Consider the following 15,458-nt stretch of genomic DNA (forward strand, 5'->3'; position numbering starts at 1 on the left):
TATCCCTTCCGAGACACGCGGGTGGGGCGGCCGTGCACGACCGCCCCACCCGGCAAGATTTCACTCGCGTCAGTACTGGAGTGAACCACCCCACTGGGTATTGACGCCACCGAGGTTGAATCCCTGCTCCGGGTAGTTACCCGGCGGCAGCAACGGCGGCGGCGGCGGAATCTGGGCGGCCGCGTCCAGCGCGGCGGCGCCGCCCGGCTGCTGCGCGATCCAATGTTCGACCGCGGCCTTCGCCGTATTCACCGGAGTGGTGTCGATGACATGGTCGAGCCGGTTGTCCGGCACGCCGTTACCGCCGGTGAACGTCGAAACGTTGATGGTGTTCTCGTCGACGAACTCCACCGAGATACCGGCCTCGCCCGTGCCCGTGGGGGTACGGAAACCGGCGGTACCGACATAGCCGGACTGGTTGGAGAAGTGGTGGGTGTTCGCGAAATGCCCCGGAGCCAGCGCACCACCGTCGACGGCGGCACCGATCTCCATATGCGGACCCTGCATCTCGACGACCGGCGCCACCGGCGCCTCGTCCAGACTCGGCGCCTGCCACTGCGGGCTCTGCGGCTCGATCAGGGTATCGGTCTGCGGGGCACCCGGCTGCGCGTTCTCGCCGTCGGTATCCGGCGTCGCGGCGGGAGCGTCACCCGGCTGCGCGGGCGGCGGCTGCTGACCCTGCGGTGTATTCGGCGAGATGGCCGGCTGCGCCGGAGCGGGCTGACCCGGCACCGGCAGCGGCGCCACACGCGGGGTGGTGACACCCGGCTGCGTCGGCCCGGGGCCGGTCAGGCCCTGGTCGTTCGGACCGTCCTTCTCCGGGGTGGTGACCCCGGGCTGACTCGGGCTCGGCGTGGGGCTGCTCCCCGGCTGCTCCTGGTCGTTCTGCACGCCCGGCTGGCTCGGAGTGGTCTCCGGACCGTTCTGCTGGTCGTTGGTGCCCGGCTGCGAAGGCGCCGGCGCCGGTGTCGTCGGTGTCGCCGGCTGATCGCTCGGAACGGCCCCCGCCGGCGACGCGAAAATGGCCATGGCCGCGGCAGTTGCGAGAGGCAGCGAAGTGCTCGCCACCGCCCGGCCCGCCCGGTTCGGCTTACGATGTTTCACTTTTCGCCCAATCCCTTTCCCGGATGCGGCGCTACCTGCGGCTCACATCCAGTTCCGTCTCATCCGAGACACGAACTCCAGCGGTGACCCGCAGTGGGCCTCGCTGTCCGAGTCCGAAAGGACGAACCCCCCGGCACCAAACCTCGCGACCGCCCGTCGATCGCATCTCTGCCTGGGAAGTGAACCATACTCGAGCAGTTCCGGCAATGTGGCGAAAACTCACCACCGGCAGGAACACTCACGGGTGACCCGCGCGTGAAAAAGCTGTGACACATCCAGGAACTTCGCGCCTTTCCTACCCCAAGTCGTCGTGGCGCATGAGCTGGCGCGCGGCTTCCATAACCGATCCGGTGAGCGACGGATATACCGAGAATGTCTGCGCCAGATCATTGACCGTCAGGTTGTTCTGAACCGCGAGCGCGATCGGCAGGATCAACTCCGAGGCGATCGGCGCCACGACCACACCACCGATCACCACACCCGTCGCCGGCCGGCAGAAGATCTTGACGAAGCCGCGCCGCAGCCCCGACATCTTCGCGCGCGGATTGGTGTTGAGCGGCAGCATCACCGTCCGTGCCGGCACCTCACCGTCGTCGATCGCGGTCTGACTCACTCCCACGGTCGCGATCTCCGGCCGGGTGAACACCGCCGAGGCCACCGTTTTGAGCCGGATCGGGCTGACCCCTTCGCCCAGCGCGTGGTACATGGCGATCCGGCCCTGCATGGCGGCCACCGAGGCCAACGGCAACAGTCCCGTGCAGTCCCCCGCCGCGTAGATACCGGGCACCGCGGTCCGTGATACGCGATCCACCCGCAGGTACCCACCGCGATCGAGTTCGATACCGGCCTGCTCCAGACCCAGATCACCGGTGTTCGGGGTGGATCCGACCGTCATCAGCGCATGTGACCCGGAGACCGTGCGGCCGTCGGCCAGGGTGACCACCACCGAATCACCCGTGCGCTCGACCTTGTCGGCGCGGGCATGCTTCACCAGTTCCACACCGCGTTCGGCGAAGGCGTCCTCCAGCACCAGCGCGGCATCGGCGTCCTCACCGGGCAGCACCCGGTCCCGGCTCGACACCAGGATCACCCGCACCCCCATTTCCGTGTACGCGGAAACGAATTCGGCACCGGTCACACCGGATCCGACCACCACCAGGGTCTCCGGCAGCTCCGCCAGATCGTAGAGCTGACGCCAGTTCAGGATCCGCTCCCCGTCCGGTACGGCACCGGGCAGCACCCGCGGCGAGGCGCCGGTCGCGATCAGCACCACCTCGGCCTCGACGGCCTCCTCCGTCGAATCCGGAAACGACACCACCACCCGATGCGTCGACCGGCCCGAACCCGGCCCCGCCAACCGACCCCGCCCCGGCAGCACCCGCACTCCCGCCGCCTGCAGTTTGGACCGGATATCCGAGGACTGCGCCAGCGCCAGCGCTTTCACCCGCTCGTTCACCTCGGGCAACCGCACCTCGGCCTGGCTCGGATCGAGCGTGATCCCCAGATTCCGGGCCCGCCGCAGATCGGTCCGCACGCCGGTGGAAGCGATGAAGGTCTTCGACGGCACGCAATCCCAGAGCACACACGCCCCGCCGATACCGTCGGAATCGATCAGCACCACCTGCGCGCCGTGCTGAGCCGCGACCAGCGCCGCCTCGTAACCGGCCGGTCCGCCACCGATGATCGCAATGCGGGTCATTCGTTCCCCTGTCCTAATCACCCGCGCGCGGCGCGGCAGCTTCGCGGCCTTCACTCGCCGGACCCAGCCTAATAGGCGCAGTTGGGCGCAGCCCATCCGCACTCCGCGCAGGCCGCGGCGAAGCCGGAGGTACGCCTGGTGGGCGCAGCCCATCCACACTCCGGGCACAGCCGCAGCGACGCCGGAGGTACGCCCGATGAACACTGCTGGGCACAGCCCATCCACAGCCCGCGCACGGCCGCAGCGAAGGCGAAGGTACGCCCGATGAACACTGCTGGGCACAGCCCATCCACAGCCCGCGCACGGCCGCAGCGAAGGCGAAGGTACGCCCGATAGGTGCAGCTGGGCGCAGACCACCGGCATTCCGGGCATTGCAGAAACGCATCCCGGGACACGATTTACGACGCCCCGTACCGGTGAGACCGACCACACAACTAAGCTGCCGGTGTGCCGATCTACGCTGCCTACGGGTCCAATATGGATTCGACCCAGATGCTCGAGCGCTGTCCGCACTCCCCCATGTCCGGGACGGGCTGGCTGGAGGGCTGGCGCCTCACGTTCAGCGGGGACGATATCGGCTGGGAAGGTCCGCTCGCCACTGTCGTGGAAGAACCCGGCTCCCGGGTCTTCGTCGTGCTCTACGACGTCTCCCCCGAAGACGAGCAGCGGCTCGACCGTTGGGAGGGCTCCGATTTCGGGATCCACCGCAAGATCCGGCTCCGTGTCACCCCCAGCCCCGGCAGCGGCGCCGACCCGATCCTCGCCTGGCTGTACGTCCTCGACGCCTACGAGGGCGGACTCCCGTCGGCGCGTTATATAGGTGTGATGGCCGACGCGGCCGAGAAGGCCGGGGCACCGGAGGAGTACGTGCACGCACTCCGCACCCGCAACAGCCGGAACGTGGGCCCCGGGAACAACTTCAGCTGAGTTGTTTTGGCGCCGCCTTCGGCGTCGCGGGGTCGAGGCCCTGTGTTTTCGGCGCGCTGGCGCGCGCGGTCGAGGCCCCCTGGTGTCCCGCCGTTCAGGCCTCGAGACTCGCGCCTTCGGCGCATGCGACGTGCGGTGGGCCGTCCGCGGAAGGTGACCTTTGAGCACCTTCGGCCAAGGGGCGGGACGGGCCTCAACCCTTTGTGGTGTCTCGTATGACTCGACTCGGGGGGGTTGTGACGGCTCTTGCGGTCACTCTGGCGTTCGAGATCTCGGGGTACGTGGCTGCTTTCTCAGCTGCGTATTCGTGCCGGTGAGTGGGCATCCACAAGTGGATCGCCGCGGTGGTCGAGGACGGCCGCTGTCCGGACCGGGCGGCAGGCACCGTCCACAGATTTCCGGCGTGCCGGTGGATCGTGTTCCGCGGTCCACCGGCCGCAACCGTCACACCGGTTCCTGTCCCGCCTGGAGCACGATATTGGTCAGCGTCCGCACTCCTACCGGCAGCGCGCGCTCGTCGATATCGAAGGTCGGTTGATGCAGGTCGAGCTGGGGACCTTCACCCGACCAGACCCCGAGCCGGGCCATGGCGCCGGGCACTTCCTCCAGGTACCAGGAGAAATCCTCGCCGCCGCCGGATTGGGGGGTGTCGGCGAGGGCGTCGGGGCCGATGGCACGTACCGCGTCGCTGAACATGCGGACCGATTGCTCGTCGTTGACCACCGGTGGCACACCCCGCCGGTAGTCCAGCTGGTAGCGCACTCCGGTCGGGGCGAGCAGCCCGTCGACGATTTCGCGCACCATCGGTTCGAGCAGCGCCCAGGTGGTGTGATCGCCGGTGCGGACCGTGCCGGTGAGCATGCCGGTCTGCGGGATCGCATTGGGCGCCTTACCGGCGCTGACCGCTCCCCACACCATGACCGTGCTGGTGCGTGGATCGATCCGGCGGGTGAGCAGACCGGGCAGGCCGGTGATCACGGTGCCGATGGCGTAGACGAGGTCGCTGGTGAGATGTGGGCGTGAGGTGTGCCCGCCGGGCGAGTCCAGGACCAGTTCGACGGTGTCGGCGGCGGAGGTGATGGCGCCGACCCGGATACCGACCTTGCCGGCCTCCAGCCGGGGGTCGCAATGCAGGGCGAACACCCGGTCCACACCGTTCACGGCACCGCTCGCCACCATATCGATGGCACCTCCGGGCATGACTTCCTCGGCGTGCTGGAAGATCAGCCGGACGCCTACCGGTAGGTCGAGGTCGGCCAGTGCCAGGGCGGTGCCGAGCAGGATGCTGGTGTGCGCGTCGTGCCCACAGGCGTGCGAGACGCCGGGCACCGTGGAGGCGAAGGGGCGCCCGGTGAATTCCTGGAGCGCCAGCGCGTCCATATCGGCGCGCAACGCGATACGCGGCGCGTTCTCGGGACCGATATCGCAGATCAGGCCGGTACCGGTCGGCAGTACCCGGAACGCGAGTCCGGCCTTCGTCAGCCAGGTGCCGACGAATTCGGTGGTCGCGAACTCGGTGCGGGATAATTCCGGGTTGGCGTGGATGTGCCGGCGCCATTGAACGAGATCGACCGTGTGCTCGGCCAGCCACGCCGTCACCGCGTCCTGTCCGTCTCGCACCGTACGGCCGGTTGTGCTCACCGAATGTCCTCCTGTCGTAGAACGAGCAGCTGCGAACCACTTCTGCGCGTGCACGGCCCACCCGTACACGTATCGGCCGCGACCGTGGCCGCGGTACATACCGGCGGTTCCGCTATCCCCCGGGGAACAGCCGTAACCTCCAGTTTCGCACCGCTGCCGGATCCGTGCGCGACGGCATCCGCGCCGCACCCGCGCATCCGGGCGGGCGGCCACCGCTCCGGCCGCCGGCCGCGCGCTCGTTCGACGCTAGTTCGAGGCGAATGCCAGGTTATCGGGAGTGGTGGGTACCGCCAGTCCCGACAGGGCCGGGGCGTGCAGGGAACGTTTGATCGCGGGCAGGCTGGGGGTCCGGTTGGCGGCCAGCCCCGCGGCCCGCTCCACTGCGGCGGCGCGCAACGCCTCGGCCTCGGCGATATCGTCGACGATTCCCGACGCGAGTGCCTCCGCGGCACCGAAACGGTGCCCGGTGGTCATCGCGGTGAGCGCCACCTGGTTGGTCAACCGGCTGCTGAGCAGGGCATTCATCCCGACGGTGAACGGCATCCCCAGATGCACCTCGGGTAGGCACCAGAACCCGCGATCGGCGCGCATCACCCGGAAGTCGTGCGAGGTCGCGAGCATCGCTCCGGCGCCGAACGCATGGCCGTTGACGGCGGCGACGGTGGGCAGCGGGAAGGCCAGGATCCGGCTGAACACGCTGTGCACGCGGTCGAGGTAGCCGTGCATCCGGTCGAGATTCGCGAACAGCCAGTCGGTATCGAGCCCGTTGCTGAAGAATTTCCCGGTGGCCGTGGTGACCAGCGCGGCGGGCCCCTCACTGACGGCCACGGTGTCCAGCAGCGCGTGTGTCTCGTCTATCCACTCGTGGCTGAAGCGGTTCTCGCTGTCGGTCTGGCCCTCGTTGCCCAGCGACAGCACGAAAACGTTCCCATCACGTTCCAGGTACGGCATCTGTGCAGCGTATCGGCTACAGGTCGGTGGGCGGGCGCCGGTGGGCGCCGGAGCCGCCGACGGCGCGGGTGGTTCGGGCGGGCCGGGAGCGCGCGAGGCCATACACTGACCGCCATGCTTGCCGAAGAGGCCGCCGAGGAGATCGCGGCCCGGTCGTCGGTGGATCGACACCGGGTCGCAGTGGTACTGGGTTCGGGGTGGCAGGACGCCGTCGCCGAACTCGGGACCCCGAACGCCGAGATCCCGATGCCGGAATTACCCGGGTTCGCCGCGCCTACTGCGCAGGGCCATGTAGGGCGGGTGGTCTCGGTATCGGTAGGCGGTACCGACACCCTGGTGCTGATGGGGCGACAGCATCTGTACGAGGGCCATTCGGCCGAGGAGGTCGTGCATCCGTTGCGTACCGCGGTCGCGGCGGGCGCGGAGACGGTGATCCTCACCAATGCCGCCGGTGGTATCCGGCCGGGCCTGCGGGTCGGGGAGGCGGTACTGGTGCGCGATCACCTGAACCTCACCGGTACGACCCCGCTGACCGGGGCCTCGTTCGTCGATATGGTGGACGCCTGGGATCCGGAGCTGCGCGACCTCGCCCGCCGCATCGACCCCGAACTCACCGAGGGCGTCTACGCGGGACTCACCGGTCCGCAGTACGAGACCCCCGCCGAGATCCGGATGCTGGCCACGATCGGCGCCGATCTGGTGGGGATGTCGACGGTGCTCGAGGCCATCGCCGCACGTGCTCTCGGGGTCAGACTGCTGGGCATCTCGCTGGTCACGAATCTGGCGGCCGGGGTCACCGGCGCACCGCTCACCCACGCCGAGGTGCTGGCGGAGGGGCGCGCGGCGGCGCCGCGGCTGGGCAAACTACTGCGCGGGTTGCTGGAGCAGCTGTAGATGCTGACTTTCGGGACGGCGGGGTTGCGCGGGCCGGTGGCACCCGGACCGGACGGAATGAACGAGATCACCGTGGCCCGGGCCACGGCCGGGCTCGCGGCCTGGTTACGGGACCGCTGTCTCGGTGGCGGCCGGGTCGTGGTCGGCCGGGACGCCCGGCACGGGTCGGTGGAGTTCGCCGAGGTCACCGCCGAGGTGCTGGCCGCGGCCGGTTTCACGGTGATCCGGCTGCCCGAACCCCTGCCGACGCCGGTCACCGCCTTCGCCGTGCGCGAATCCGGTGCGGTGGCGGGCGTGCAGATCACCGCGTCCCACAATCCACCGGCCGATAACGGCTACAAGGTGTTCGTGGACGGCGGCGCCCAGCTCGCACCACCGGCGGACACCGAGATCGAACAGCGGATCACCGCGGTCACCGAACCGATCGACCGGAGCCCGGTGGCCATATCGGGCGATGCCGTCCTGGCGCGCTATCTGGCGCGGGTCGCCCAACTGCCGAACCTCATCGGCGGCGCCGGGGAGCGGGCCGGGATCCGGATCGCTCTCACACCGATGCACGGAGTCGGTGGCGCCACCGCCGTCCAGGCGCTCAGCTCGGCCGGGTTCACCGATATCCACACGGTGGCCGAACAATTCGCGCCCGACCCCGATTTCCCCACGGTGGCGTTCCCGAATCCGGAGGAGCCGGGGGCGGCGGATCTGCTGTTGCGGTCGGCCGAGCGGGTGGACGCCGATCTCGCCGTCGCGCTGGACCCGGACGCGGACCGCTGCGCACTGGGCGTGCCCACGCCGGACGGCTGGCGGATGCTGCGCGGCGACGAGACCGGGGTGCTGCTGGCCGACGATGTGCTGCGTACCGCGGCGCCGGACGCGCTGGTCGCCACCACGATCGTCTCGTCCCGGCTGCTGTCCCGGCTGGCTCCGGCGCGCGGTGCCCGCTACGCCGAAACTCTCACCGGGTTCAAATGGCTGGCCCGCGCGGGCGACGGGCTGGTCTACGCCTACGAGGAGGCCATCGGCCACTGCGTGGACCCCGCCACCGTCCGCGACAAGGACGGCGTCTCCGCGGCGGTGCTGGCGGCGGATCTGGTGGCGCGCCTGCGCGCCCGCGGCCGCACCCTGAACGACGAACTGGACGATCTGGCGGTCGAGTTCGGCGTGCACGCCGGCGATCAGGTCTCGCTGCGCCTGCCGGACCAGCGGGCGGCCGCCGAGGTGGTGAACGCCCTGCGTGCGGCGCCGCCGCGGACACTGGCGGGGACCGCGGTGGAGTACACCGATATGTCGGCGTCACGTGGCCGGATGCGCACCGACGCATTGGTGTTCACCGGTGCCGGGCTGCGGATGGTCGTCCGGCCCTCGGGCACCGAACCGAAGCTCAAATGCTATCTGGAGGTGATCCACGAGGTCTCCGGCCCCGGCGCGTTGCGAACCGGCCGCGCGACCGCGCGGGAGCAACTCTCGGAGCTGCGCGACTACTGCCACACACTGGCCCGCTGAGCGGGTTCAGCGCGGACCGAACTGCCGGTCCCCGGCATCCCCGAGTCCGGGCACGATGTAGGCGTCTTCGTTGAGCCGGTCGTCGATGACCGCGGTCACCAGCCGGACCGGATAACCCGAACCCGCCAGCGCCGCTATCCCTTCCGGGGCCGCCACCACGCAGACGGCGGTGATGTCGGAGGCGCCGCGGTCGGCCAGCAAACCCAGTGTGTGCAGCATGGATCCGCCGGTGGCCAGCATCGGGTCCAGGACCATGACGGGAGTGGCCGAGAGATCGGCGGGCAGCGATTCCAGATACGGCACGGGCCGGTGGGTCTCCTCGTTCCGGGCGACACCGACGAATCCCACCTGCGAATCGGGGATCAGATCGGTGGCCGCGTCGACCATGCCGAGTCCGGCCCGCAGCACCGGGACCAGCAGCGGCGGGCGCGCCAGCCGTACACCCCGGGTGGCCGCGACCGGTGTGGTGATGTCGAAATGCTCCACCGGGGCGTCGCGCAGCGCCTCGTAGACCAGCAATCTGGACAGGTCTCGCAGGGCGGCCCGGAAGGCGGGATCGGGTGTGCTTTCGTCCCGGAGCGTGGTGAGCAGTATCGCCACGAGCGGATGATCCAGCGTGTGCGTGCGCATGAGGGAACGATAAAGTCGAAGGGGCGGGCGGGGCGGACTCGCCGTGACATTCGCGGGTTCGGTTTTCGGGGAACCGTGCGGGAAGCCGATGCGTCGAAACCGGTGGATGACATACTCTGCCCGTTAACGAAGTCGATGGGGGAACCTCTGATGGTGAACATCTCAGCCGATGCCCAGGGCATCGCGGCCTACGGCACCACCGCCGGGGTGATGGCCTCCGAACTCGCGGCGGCGGGGACCGGGGCATCGGGTGCGGCACCCACGATCCTGGGGCCGATCTTCGGTTTGATCGGCGGCGATTTCCTGGCGGCGTACGCGGCCGCACACGCCGGTCATACCGCGGCGATCGGCCAGCTGTCCGCGGTTCTGGGCACGATGAGCGGAGCGGCCGGGGTGGCCGCGGTGAGCTACGCCGAGGCCGATATCAGCAACGCGGCCGCCCTGCGCGGTGTCGCCGGGGAGTGACCCGGTGATCGATATCAGTACGCTGGCCAAACCGATTCTCGATCTGCTCGCCAGCTTCGGCACCGGCGCACTGGCCGCCGGCGGCCCCGGCGACGCGCTGCGTGCCGCGTCCACGGCCATCGACCAGGTCCACTCGCTGGGCCGCAACGGAATCAACCAGATGAACACCGCCTGGGACGGCACCGGGGCGGATGCCGCGACCTCCAAGGCATTACGCGTCCAGACGTCGGCCGCGACGATCTCCGACCGCGGCAACGAGATGGCGACGGTGATGGGCCTGGCCGCGTCCCATGTGGAGACCGGCAACAAAGACCTCACCGCCATCGCGCAGTCGTTCGTGAACACCGCCACCGCGGCCGCGCCCACCCTGGGCACCCCGGCGGGGATGACCCTGCTGGTCGGTTCCGCGATCGACCATCTGGGCCAGGCGCTGGGCGTGGTGGGCCGGGTGCAGAACGAATTGCAGACCCAGACCGCCTCGATGAACGAACTCACCCCGCCCCCGACCACCCCGTCGGCGGCGAACACCTCGCCGGTGAGCACCCAGACCATCTCGACGGTGACTTCGGGCCTCAGCAATGTGGCCGGGGTGGCCGGTTCGATGATGAGCACCGCCATGTCGACGAGCCCCAGCGGTACCACCACCAGTTCCGGAACTCCCGGCAAGACCACCACCTCGACGGGTACCACCACCGAGGGCGAAGGTGTGAAGATCACCCTCCCCGACGGCAGCGTGGTGGAGGCGCCCAACGAGAAGGCGGCCACCGCGGTCAAGGCCGCGCTGAGCACCCAGGGCACCCCCTACGTCTGGGGCGGCAACACCCCGGGCTCCGGGCTGGACTGCAGCGGTATGACCAAATACGCCTACGGCGAGGCCGGGGTGGAACTTCCCCGGCTGGCCCACGAACAGGCCAACGGCGCGACCCCGGTGTCGGCCGGTGATCTCGCCCCCGGTGATCTGGCCGTATGGGACGGCCATGTGGCGATGGTGATCGGCAACGGACAGTTGATCGAGGCCGGAGATCCGGTACAGATCAGTTCGGTGCGAACGGAGAACAGCGGGATGGAGTTCCTCGGGTTCTACCGGCCCACGGAATGAATCGCAGGCAGCAGGGTGCACCCGTTTCCGGGGGCGGACATCCGATCATGACGAGTGGACAGAATATGAGTGAACAGCAGGTTCCCGAGGTGCCGAATGTCACGATCGCGGCCAGCCGCAATCGGGCCGGCACCCTGTCGGTACGCGCCACCGATCAGGGCATGCCGGTGGAGATCAAATTCGAACGCAGTGAATATCGTTACGGCGCGCAGGCTCTCGCCGACGAGATCCTGCGCCTGACCCGCCGTTCCACCATCGCCGCCAAGGCCAAGCGCCGGGAAATGCTGGCGGAGAACGGAATGCCGGCGGAGATCCTGGATCAGCTGGGTCTGCCCACCCGGCAGCAGGCGGTCGACGAACTGGACCGGATGGACGATGCCGATACCGGCCCGACCAGCTGGATGAGGCCGGTATGAGCGACCGGAGTACGCCGAACCACTACAGCGGATCCCCGCTCGTATCCAGGAGGCATGTATGAGCGCGGAAATGGACGCCCTGGTCGCCGGCGCCACCCGGAAACTCGAGGCCCTCGAAGCGGCGCTGTACGGACTCAAACAGGTCCGTGGCCACTTCGGCACCGAGGACGGAATGATCACCGCCGAGGTCGACAGCGACGGCGCGCTGGTGAGTTTGCAGCTGACCGAAGCGGTGACCGCACTACCGCCCGCCGAGGCGGCGCAACTCATCATCGCCGCGTGCCGGCAGGCCGCCGAGGATGCGGGCGGGCGGCGTTCGGAGGTTGTTGCCACACTGAACGAATCGTTCGCGCCGACCCCACAGGCAGTGGTCGATACGACCGGAACCACACCCGGCAGCGTGTGATCGGGCAGTCGGCCGAACGCGTTTCCGCCCGCGTCGCGGCCGTGCGCGGACGACGGAACGGTATCGCTGTGGCTCCACCGAGGCCGTGCGCGAACCAGGGGTGGGCTCCGCCCAGCCGGACCTATTAGGCTTCCGCGTATGGCTTCTGGAGACATCGTCCCGATCGAGCTCGGTTTGACCGACGGCGATCTTGTCACCCTGTGGGCACCGCGCTGGCGTGACGGTGACGACGAGTGGGAGGCGTTCCTAGGGCACGAGGACGCCCTCTACGGCTTCGAGTCCGTTGCCGAACTAGCGGCTTTCATCCGAACCGACTCCGATAACGACCTGGTCGACCATCCGGCGTGGAAGGTGGTCGCGGGCTTGTCGGCGGCCGAGCTGGAGCCCGACGACAACTACTCCTTCGACCTGGTCGGGGTGCCGGAACTGGCCGCGGGCGAGCCCGATGTGGACACCGTCGCCGAGTTGGAGGACACCTTGGCCATGGTGCGCAATATCGGTGAGGTCTGTGAACTGGAGACGGTCACCAAATTCTTCGGTTCGCATCCGTCGCTGGGGGCGCTGTCCGGCGGCACCCATATGTTCGCGGGTCGCGAAGGCCAGGAGGCGTGGGATCTGATCGGCGCGGCGGTGGCCAAGAGCTGGGACGATGTACTCGACGCCATCGATTCGGTGGTACGGGTACCCGAGGTCGACGCCCAGGCCGTCGCTCTGGCCGAGGCCGAACTGCTGGCCGCGGAGGAGAACGAGGTCGACGCCGACGATGCGGCCGATACCGACGACGACAGCGATTTCGAACCCGTCGATCTGGACGAGGACGACGATGCGGACGACGACGATGACGACGCCGAACTCACATTCTGGGAGGAAGTGGGCATCGACCCCGTCAAGATCGTGACGGCCGATACCGAGTACTTCACCCTGCGGTGCTACCTCGACGACGAACCGATCTTCCTCGGCACCAAGAACTCCATCTCGGTGTTCGGCAGTGAACGTGCACTTGCACGGTATCTCGCCGACGACCACGAACACGATCTGTCCCGGATCAGTACGTTCGCCGAAGTGCAGACGGCGGCCATCGACGGATCGCTGGAGGTCGAGGTCACCGAGGAGAACGTCTACGTACTGCCGGGCCTGGCCGACGATCTGGCCGAGGGGCCGGAAGCGGTGGATACCGAGCAACTGGACCTGGTGCTGGAGCTGTTCTCCGATGCCGCCGACTATGCCGAGGATGATGCCGTGGAGCAGGCCCTGGCCAAATCGACACCGCTCGGGTGGTACGTGTCCTACCTGCTCAACCCCGACCCGACCCGGATGGCGCCCAACCCGCCGTTCGACGCCGAATCGCGTGCCTGGCGCGAACTCGAACGCAACTTCGAGTCCCGGCTCACTCCGCGCTGACCGGGCGGCCGGCCCCCGCGGTACAGCCGACGAGAACCCCGGCCCGCGCACCGAGGCGTATCCGCGACCGCGCGGGTACGGTCCGGGCGGCCGGCCGGCCGCGCCCGATTAGGTCTCGATGTGGACACACGGCGTGACATTCGGTCGATAATCCGGGGTGGACTGGGCAAACTGACTGGCCAGCGGCGTTCGTTTGCGTAGTCGTTGCCCGGCTCGCCCGGGTGCCGGCGCCACGCCGTAGCACCAGGGCGGATGTACGAAGGAGGACGCATGCCGACAGTGCGGATCGAGCTGGATCAGGACCTGCTGGTGGCCGCGGGGGCCATCATGGGCACGGCGACGAGCAAAGCGACCATTCACGAGGCACTGCGCCGGATCGTGGTACACGAGCGCCAGCTACGGCATTTCGAGCGACTGGCCGCGTCGGCACTCGATCGTTCTCCTCAGCCCGCCACGGTCGAGGGCTGATCCGGCACCCGCGGCCTCGCCGACCGGCCGAGTCCGGCGAGATCTGTCGGTATCCGCTGGCATGATCCGGACGCACGGAGTCTGGAGGGGATTCATGCCGGTACCGATCACCGATCTACCCGTGGCGCAGCGACCGCGCGAGCGCCTGTGTTCACTCGGCCCGCAGGCGTTGAACGACGGTGAGTTGCTCGCCCTGTTGCTCGGCCAGGGCCGCCGTGGGGAGAACGCCGTCGAACTCGCGCTCGCACTGCTCACCGCGTTCGGCGGAGTGAGCGGGCTGGCCTCGGCACGACCGGAGGAACTACTGCGCCAGCCCGGGGTGGGCGCCGCCAAGGCCACCGCGATCGCCGCCGCGTTCCAGCTGGCTGCCCGGGCGCGCGCCGGCACCCCGACGCCGGCGCCACTGCTACGAGCCGACGATGTGGCCCGGGAAGCCGCTCCCCTGTTCGCCGGCGCCCGGGTGGAGCGGCTGCTGGTGCTGATCTGCGATGCGCGTAACCGGCCACGGCAGCGGGTTTTCGTCGCCGAGGGCGCCATCGACGAGGTGGCGGTACCGGTCCGCGAAATCCTGAACACGGTCCTGCGACACGACGGCCGGGCCTTCGCGCTGGCACATAATCACCCGTCCGGTGATCCGACCCCCAGCCCGGACGACCGCCGCGCCAGCACATTGCTGGCCGCCGCGGCACGGACGGTGGGGCTGCGATTCCTGGACCATGTCGTGCTCGCGGGCGAGAACTGGCAACGAGCCGCCCCGTTCGAGGACGCGTTCCCGTGAATCCGCGACGGGTTTCGCACCGCCGCTCCGCCGCGGACCGGGTTCGGGCGTATCGAACCGGCCGGACCGTTGTACAACGCCGCGGCGGCGAACTGTACGAGGTACCCGGCGGCACCGGGAACAGTGTCGCCGACCACCGGTACGGTGGTTCGCCGCACCGGATCCGGGAGGTCGCCGCTCAGGAGGCCGGTTCGCTCGCAACAGCGGCAGGAGCCGCAGTGGAGGCCCGGCGGCGCCCGGCGGCCAACCGGGAACCGATCAACCCCTGCCGCGGCGCGAACAGGTACACCAGGGTGAACACCGCCCCCTGGGCCAGCACGATGGTGGCACCCGGCGCGGTATCGGCGTAGTAGCTCACATACAGGCCGGTGACAGCGCAGATCGCCGAGAGCGCCGGGGCGATCACCAGCATCCGCCCGAAGCGGTCGGTGAGCAGGTAGGCGGTCGCGCCGGGGATGATCAGCATCGCGACCACGAGGATCACGCCCACCGCCTGCAGGGCCACCACCGAGGTCAGCGCGAGCAGACCGAGCAGGGTCGCGCCCAGGACCCGCGGATTGAGCCCGAGCGCATACGCGTGGGTGGGGTCGAAGGCGTACAGCGTGAAATCGCGGCGTTTGAGTACGAGCGCGGCGAAGACGAAGGCGGCCAGCCCGGCGATCTGGACCAGTTCATCCTGGCTCACCCCCAGCAGGTTCCCGAAGATGATGTGGTTGAGATCGGTATTGCTGGGCGTCACCGAGATGAGCACCAGACCGAAAGCGAACAGGGTGGTGAACACGATGCCGATGGCCGCGTCCTCCTTCACCCGGCTGGTATCGCGGACCACCCCGATCAACCCGACCGCCAGGAACCCGAAAATCACCGCGCCGACGGCGAACGGGACTCCCGCGATATAGGCGAGCACCACTCCCGGCAGCACCGCGTGCGACACGGCGTCCCCCATCAGCGACCAGCCCACCAGTACCAGCCAGCAGGACAGCAGACCACAGACGATCGCCGCGACGACGCTGGCGGTGAGCGCGCGCACCATGAACGCGTAACGCATCGGTTCGAGCAGGAATTCGAGCAGATCCATC

The 15,458-nt window shown here is 69.0% G+C and carries 16 protein-coding genes; 10 read left to right on the forward strand and 6 right to left on the reverse strand.

Annotated features, from left to right (window positions below):
- Nucleotides 1-69: 69 nt before the first annotated feature.
- Both ACWEWT_RS29720 and ACWEWT_RS29725 read right to left on the reverse strand, forming a co-directional pair.
- Nucleotides 70-1,104 carry a hypothetical protein gene (locus ACWEWT_RS29720; protein WP_452563914.1) on the reverse strand — a complete coding sequence of 345 codons (1,035 nt, stop codon included), beginning with the start codon at nucleotides 1,102-1,104 and terminating at the stop codon, nucleotides 70-72.
- A gap of 295 nt (nucleotides 1,105-1,399) precedes the next feature.
- Nucleotides 1,400-2,803, reverse strand: a complete 1,404-nt coding sequence (locus ACWEWT_RS29725; protein WP_452563972.1) for an NAD(P)H-quinone dehydrogenase — start codon at nucleotides 2,801-2,803, stop codon at nucleotides 1,400-1,402.
- 447 nt (nucleotides 2,804-3,250) lie between these two features.
- Here ACWEWT_RS29725 and ACWEWT_RS29730 point away from each other — a divergent pair, with 447 nt between their 5' ends.
- Nucleotides 3,251-3,730 carry a gamma-glutamylcyclotransferase gene (locus ACWEWT_RS29730; protein WP_357430232.1) on the forward strand — a complete coding sequence of 160 codons (480 nt, stop codon included), beginning with the start codon at nucleotides 3,251-3,253 and terminating at the stop codon, nucleotides 3,728-3,730.
- 444 nt (nucleotides 3,731-4,174) lie between these two features.
- Here ACWEWT_RS29730 and ACWEWT_RS29735 read toward each other — a convergent pair whose 3' ends face one another.
- Together ACWEWT_RS29735 and ACWEWT_RS29740 are read right to left on the reverse strand one after the other, a co-directional pair.
- Nucleotides 4,175-5,329, reverse strand: coding sequence for a M20 family metallopeptidase (locus ACWEWT_RS29735; RefSeq protein ID WP_452563973.1), 1,155 nt, complete (start codon nucleotides 5,327-5,329; stop codon nucleotides 4,175-4,177).
- Nucleotides 5,330-5,617: 288 nt separating this feature from the next.
- Nucleotides 5,618-6,322 (reverse strand): enoyl-CoA hydratase-related protein, encoded by a 705-nt coding sequence (locus ACWEWT_RS29740; RefSeq protein WP_452563916.1) that lies wholly within the window; start codon nucleotides 6,320-6,322, stop codon nucleotides 5,618-5,620.
- A 114-nt stretch (nucleotides 6,323-6,436) separates the two neighbouring features.
- Between ACWEWT_RS29740 and ACWEWT_RS29745 the strand changes: the two genes are divergently transcribed.
- Together ACWEWT_RS29745 and ACWEWT_RS29750 are read left to right on the forward strand one after the other, a co-directional pair.
- Nucleotides 6,437-7,216, forward strand: coding sequence for a purine-nucleoside phosphorylase (locus ACWEWT_RS29745; RefSeq protein WP_452563918.1), 780 nt, complete (start codon nucleotides 6,437-6,439; stop codon nucleotides 7,214-7,216).
- Entirely contained in the window at nucleotides 7,217-8,716 is a 1,500-nt protein-coding gene (locus ACWEWT_RS29750) for a phospho-sugar mutase (RefSeq protein WP_452563919.1), read from the forward strand.
- Between the two features lie 6 nt (nucleotides 8,717-8,722).
- Here ACWEWT_RS29750 and upp read toward each other — a convergent pair whose 3' ends face one another.
- Nucleotides 8,723-9,346: a uracil phosphoribosyltransferase gene (gene upp, locus ACWEWT_RS29755; RefSeq protein ID WP_452563920.1), complete on the reverse strand. Its 624-nt coding sequence runs from the start codon at nucleotides 9,344-9,346 to the stop codon at nucleotides 8,723-8,725.
- Between the two features lie 150 nt (nucleotides 9,347-9,496).
- Between upp and ACWEWT_RS29760 the strand changes: the two genes are divergently transcribed.
- The 7 genes from ACWEWT_RS29760 to ACWEWT_RS29790 all read left to right on the forward strand — a co-directional run bounded on the left by ACWEWT_RS29760 (nucleotide 9,497) and on the right by ACWEWT_RS29790 (nucleotide 14,379).
- Nucleotides 9,497-9,811, forward strand: a complete 315-nt coding sequence (locus ACWEWT_RS29760; RefSeq protein ID WP_452563921.1) for a type VII secretion target — start codon at nucleotides 9,497-9,499, stop codon at nucleotides 9,809-9,811.
- Nucleotides 9,812-9,815: 4 nt separating this feature from the next.
- Nucleotides 9,816-10,910 carry a C40 family peptidase gene (locus tag ACWEWT_RS29765; protein WP_452563922.1) on the forward strand — a complete coding sequence of 365 codons (1,095 nt, stop codon included), beginning with the start codon at nucleotides 9,816-9,818 and terminating at the stop codon, nucleotides 10,908-10,910.
- A gap of 65 nt (nucleotides 10,911-10,975) precedes the next feature.
- Entirely contained in the window at nucleotides 10,976-11,326 is a 351-nt protein-coding gene (locus tag ACWEWT_RS29770) for a hypothetical protein (RefSeq protein ID WP_452563924.1), read from the forward strand.
- A 58-nt stretch (nucleotides 11,327-11,384) separates the two neighbouring features.
- Complete coding sequence (locus ACWEWT_RS29775) at nucleotides 11,385-11,732, forward strand: YbaB/EbfC family nucleoid-associated protein (protein WP_452563925.1); 348 nt, start codon at nucleotides 11,385-11,387, stop codon at nucleotides 11,730-11,732.
- A 138-nt stretch (nucleotides 11,733-11,870) separates the two neighbouring features.
- Nucleotides 11,871-13,133, forward strand: a complete 1,263-nt coding sequence (locus tag ACWEWT_RS29780; protein WP_452563926.1) for a primosomal protein — start codon at nucleotides 11,871-11,873, stop codon at nucleotides 13,131-13,133.
- Between the two features lie 270 nt (nucleotides 13,134-13,403).
- Complete coding sequence (locus ACWEWT_RS29785) at nucleotides 13,404-13,601, forward strand: type II toxin-antitoxin system VapB family antitoxin (protein WP_452563928.1); 198 nt, start codon at nucleotides 13,404-13,406, stop codon at nucleotides 13,599-13,601.
- A 94-nt stretch (nucleotides 13,602-13,695) separates the two neighbouring features.
- Nucleotides 13,696-14,379, forward strand: coding sequence for a JAB domain-containing protein (locus tag ACWEWT_RS29790; protein WP_452563930.1), 684 nt, complete (start codon nucleotides 13,696-13,698; stop codon nucleotides 14,377-14,379).
- Nucleotides 14,380-14,557: 178 nt separating this feature from the next.
- Here the strand turns inward: ACWEWT_RS29790 and ACWEWT_RS29795 are convergent, their stop codons facing one another.
- Nucleotides 14,558-15,457, reverse strand: a complete 900-nt coding sequence (locus ACWEWT_RS29795) for a metal ABC transporter permease (protein WP_452563932.1) — start codon at nucleotides 15,455-15,457, stop codon at nucleotides 14,558-14,560.
- Nucleotide 15,458: the final 1 nt, after the last annotated feature.

This window comes from Nocardia sp. NPDC003963, from assembly GCF_053605105.1.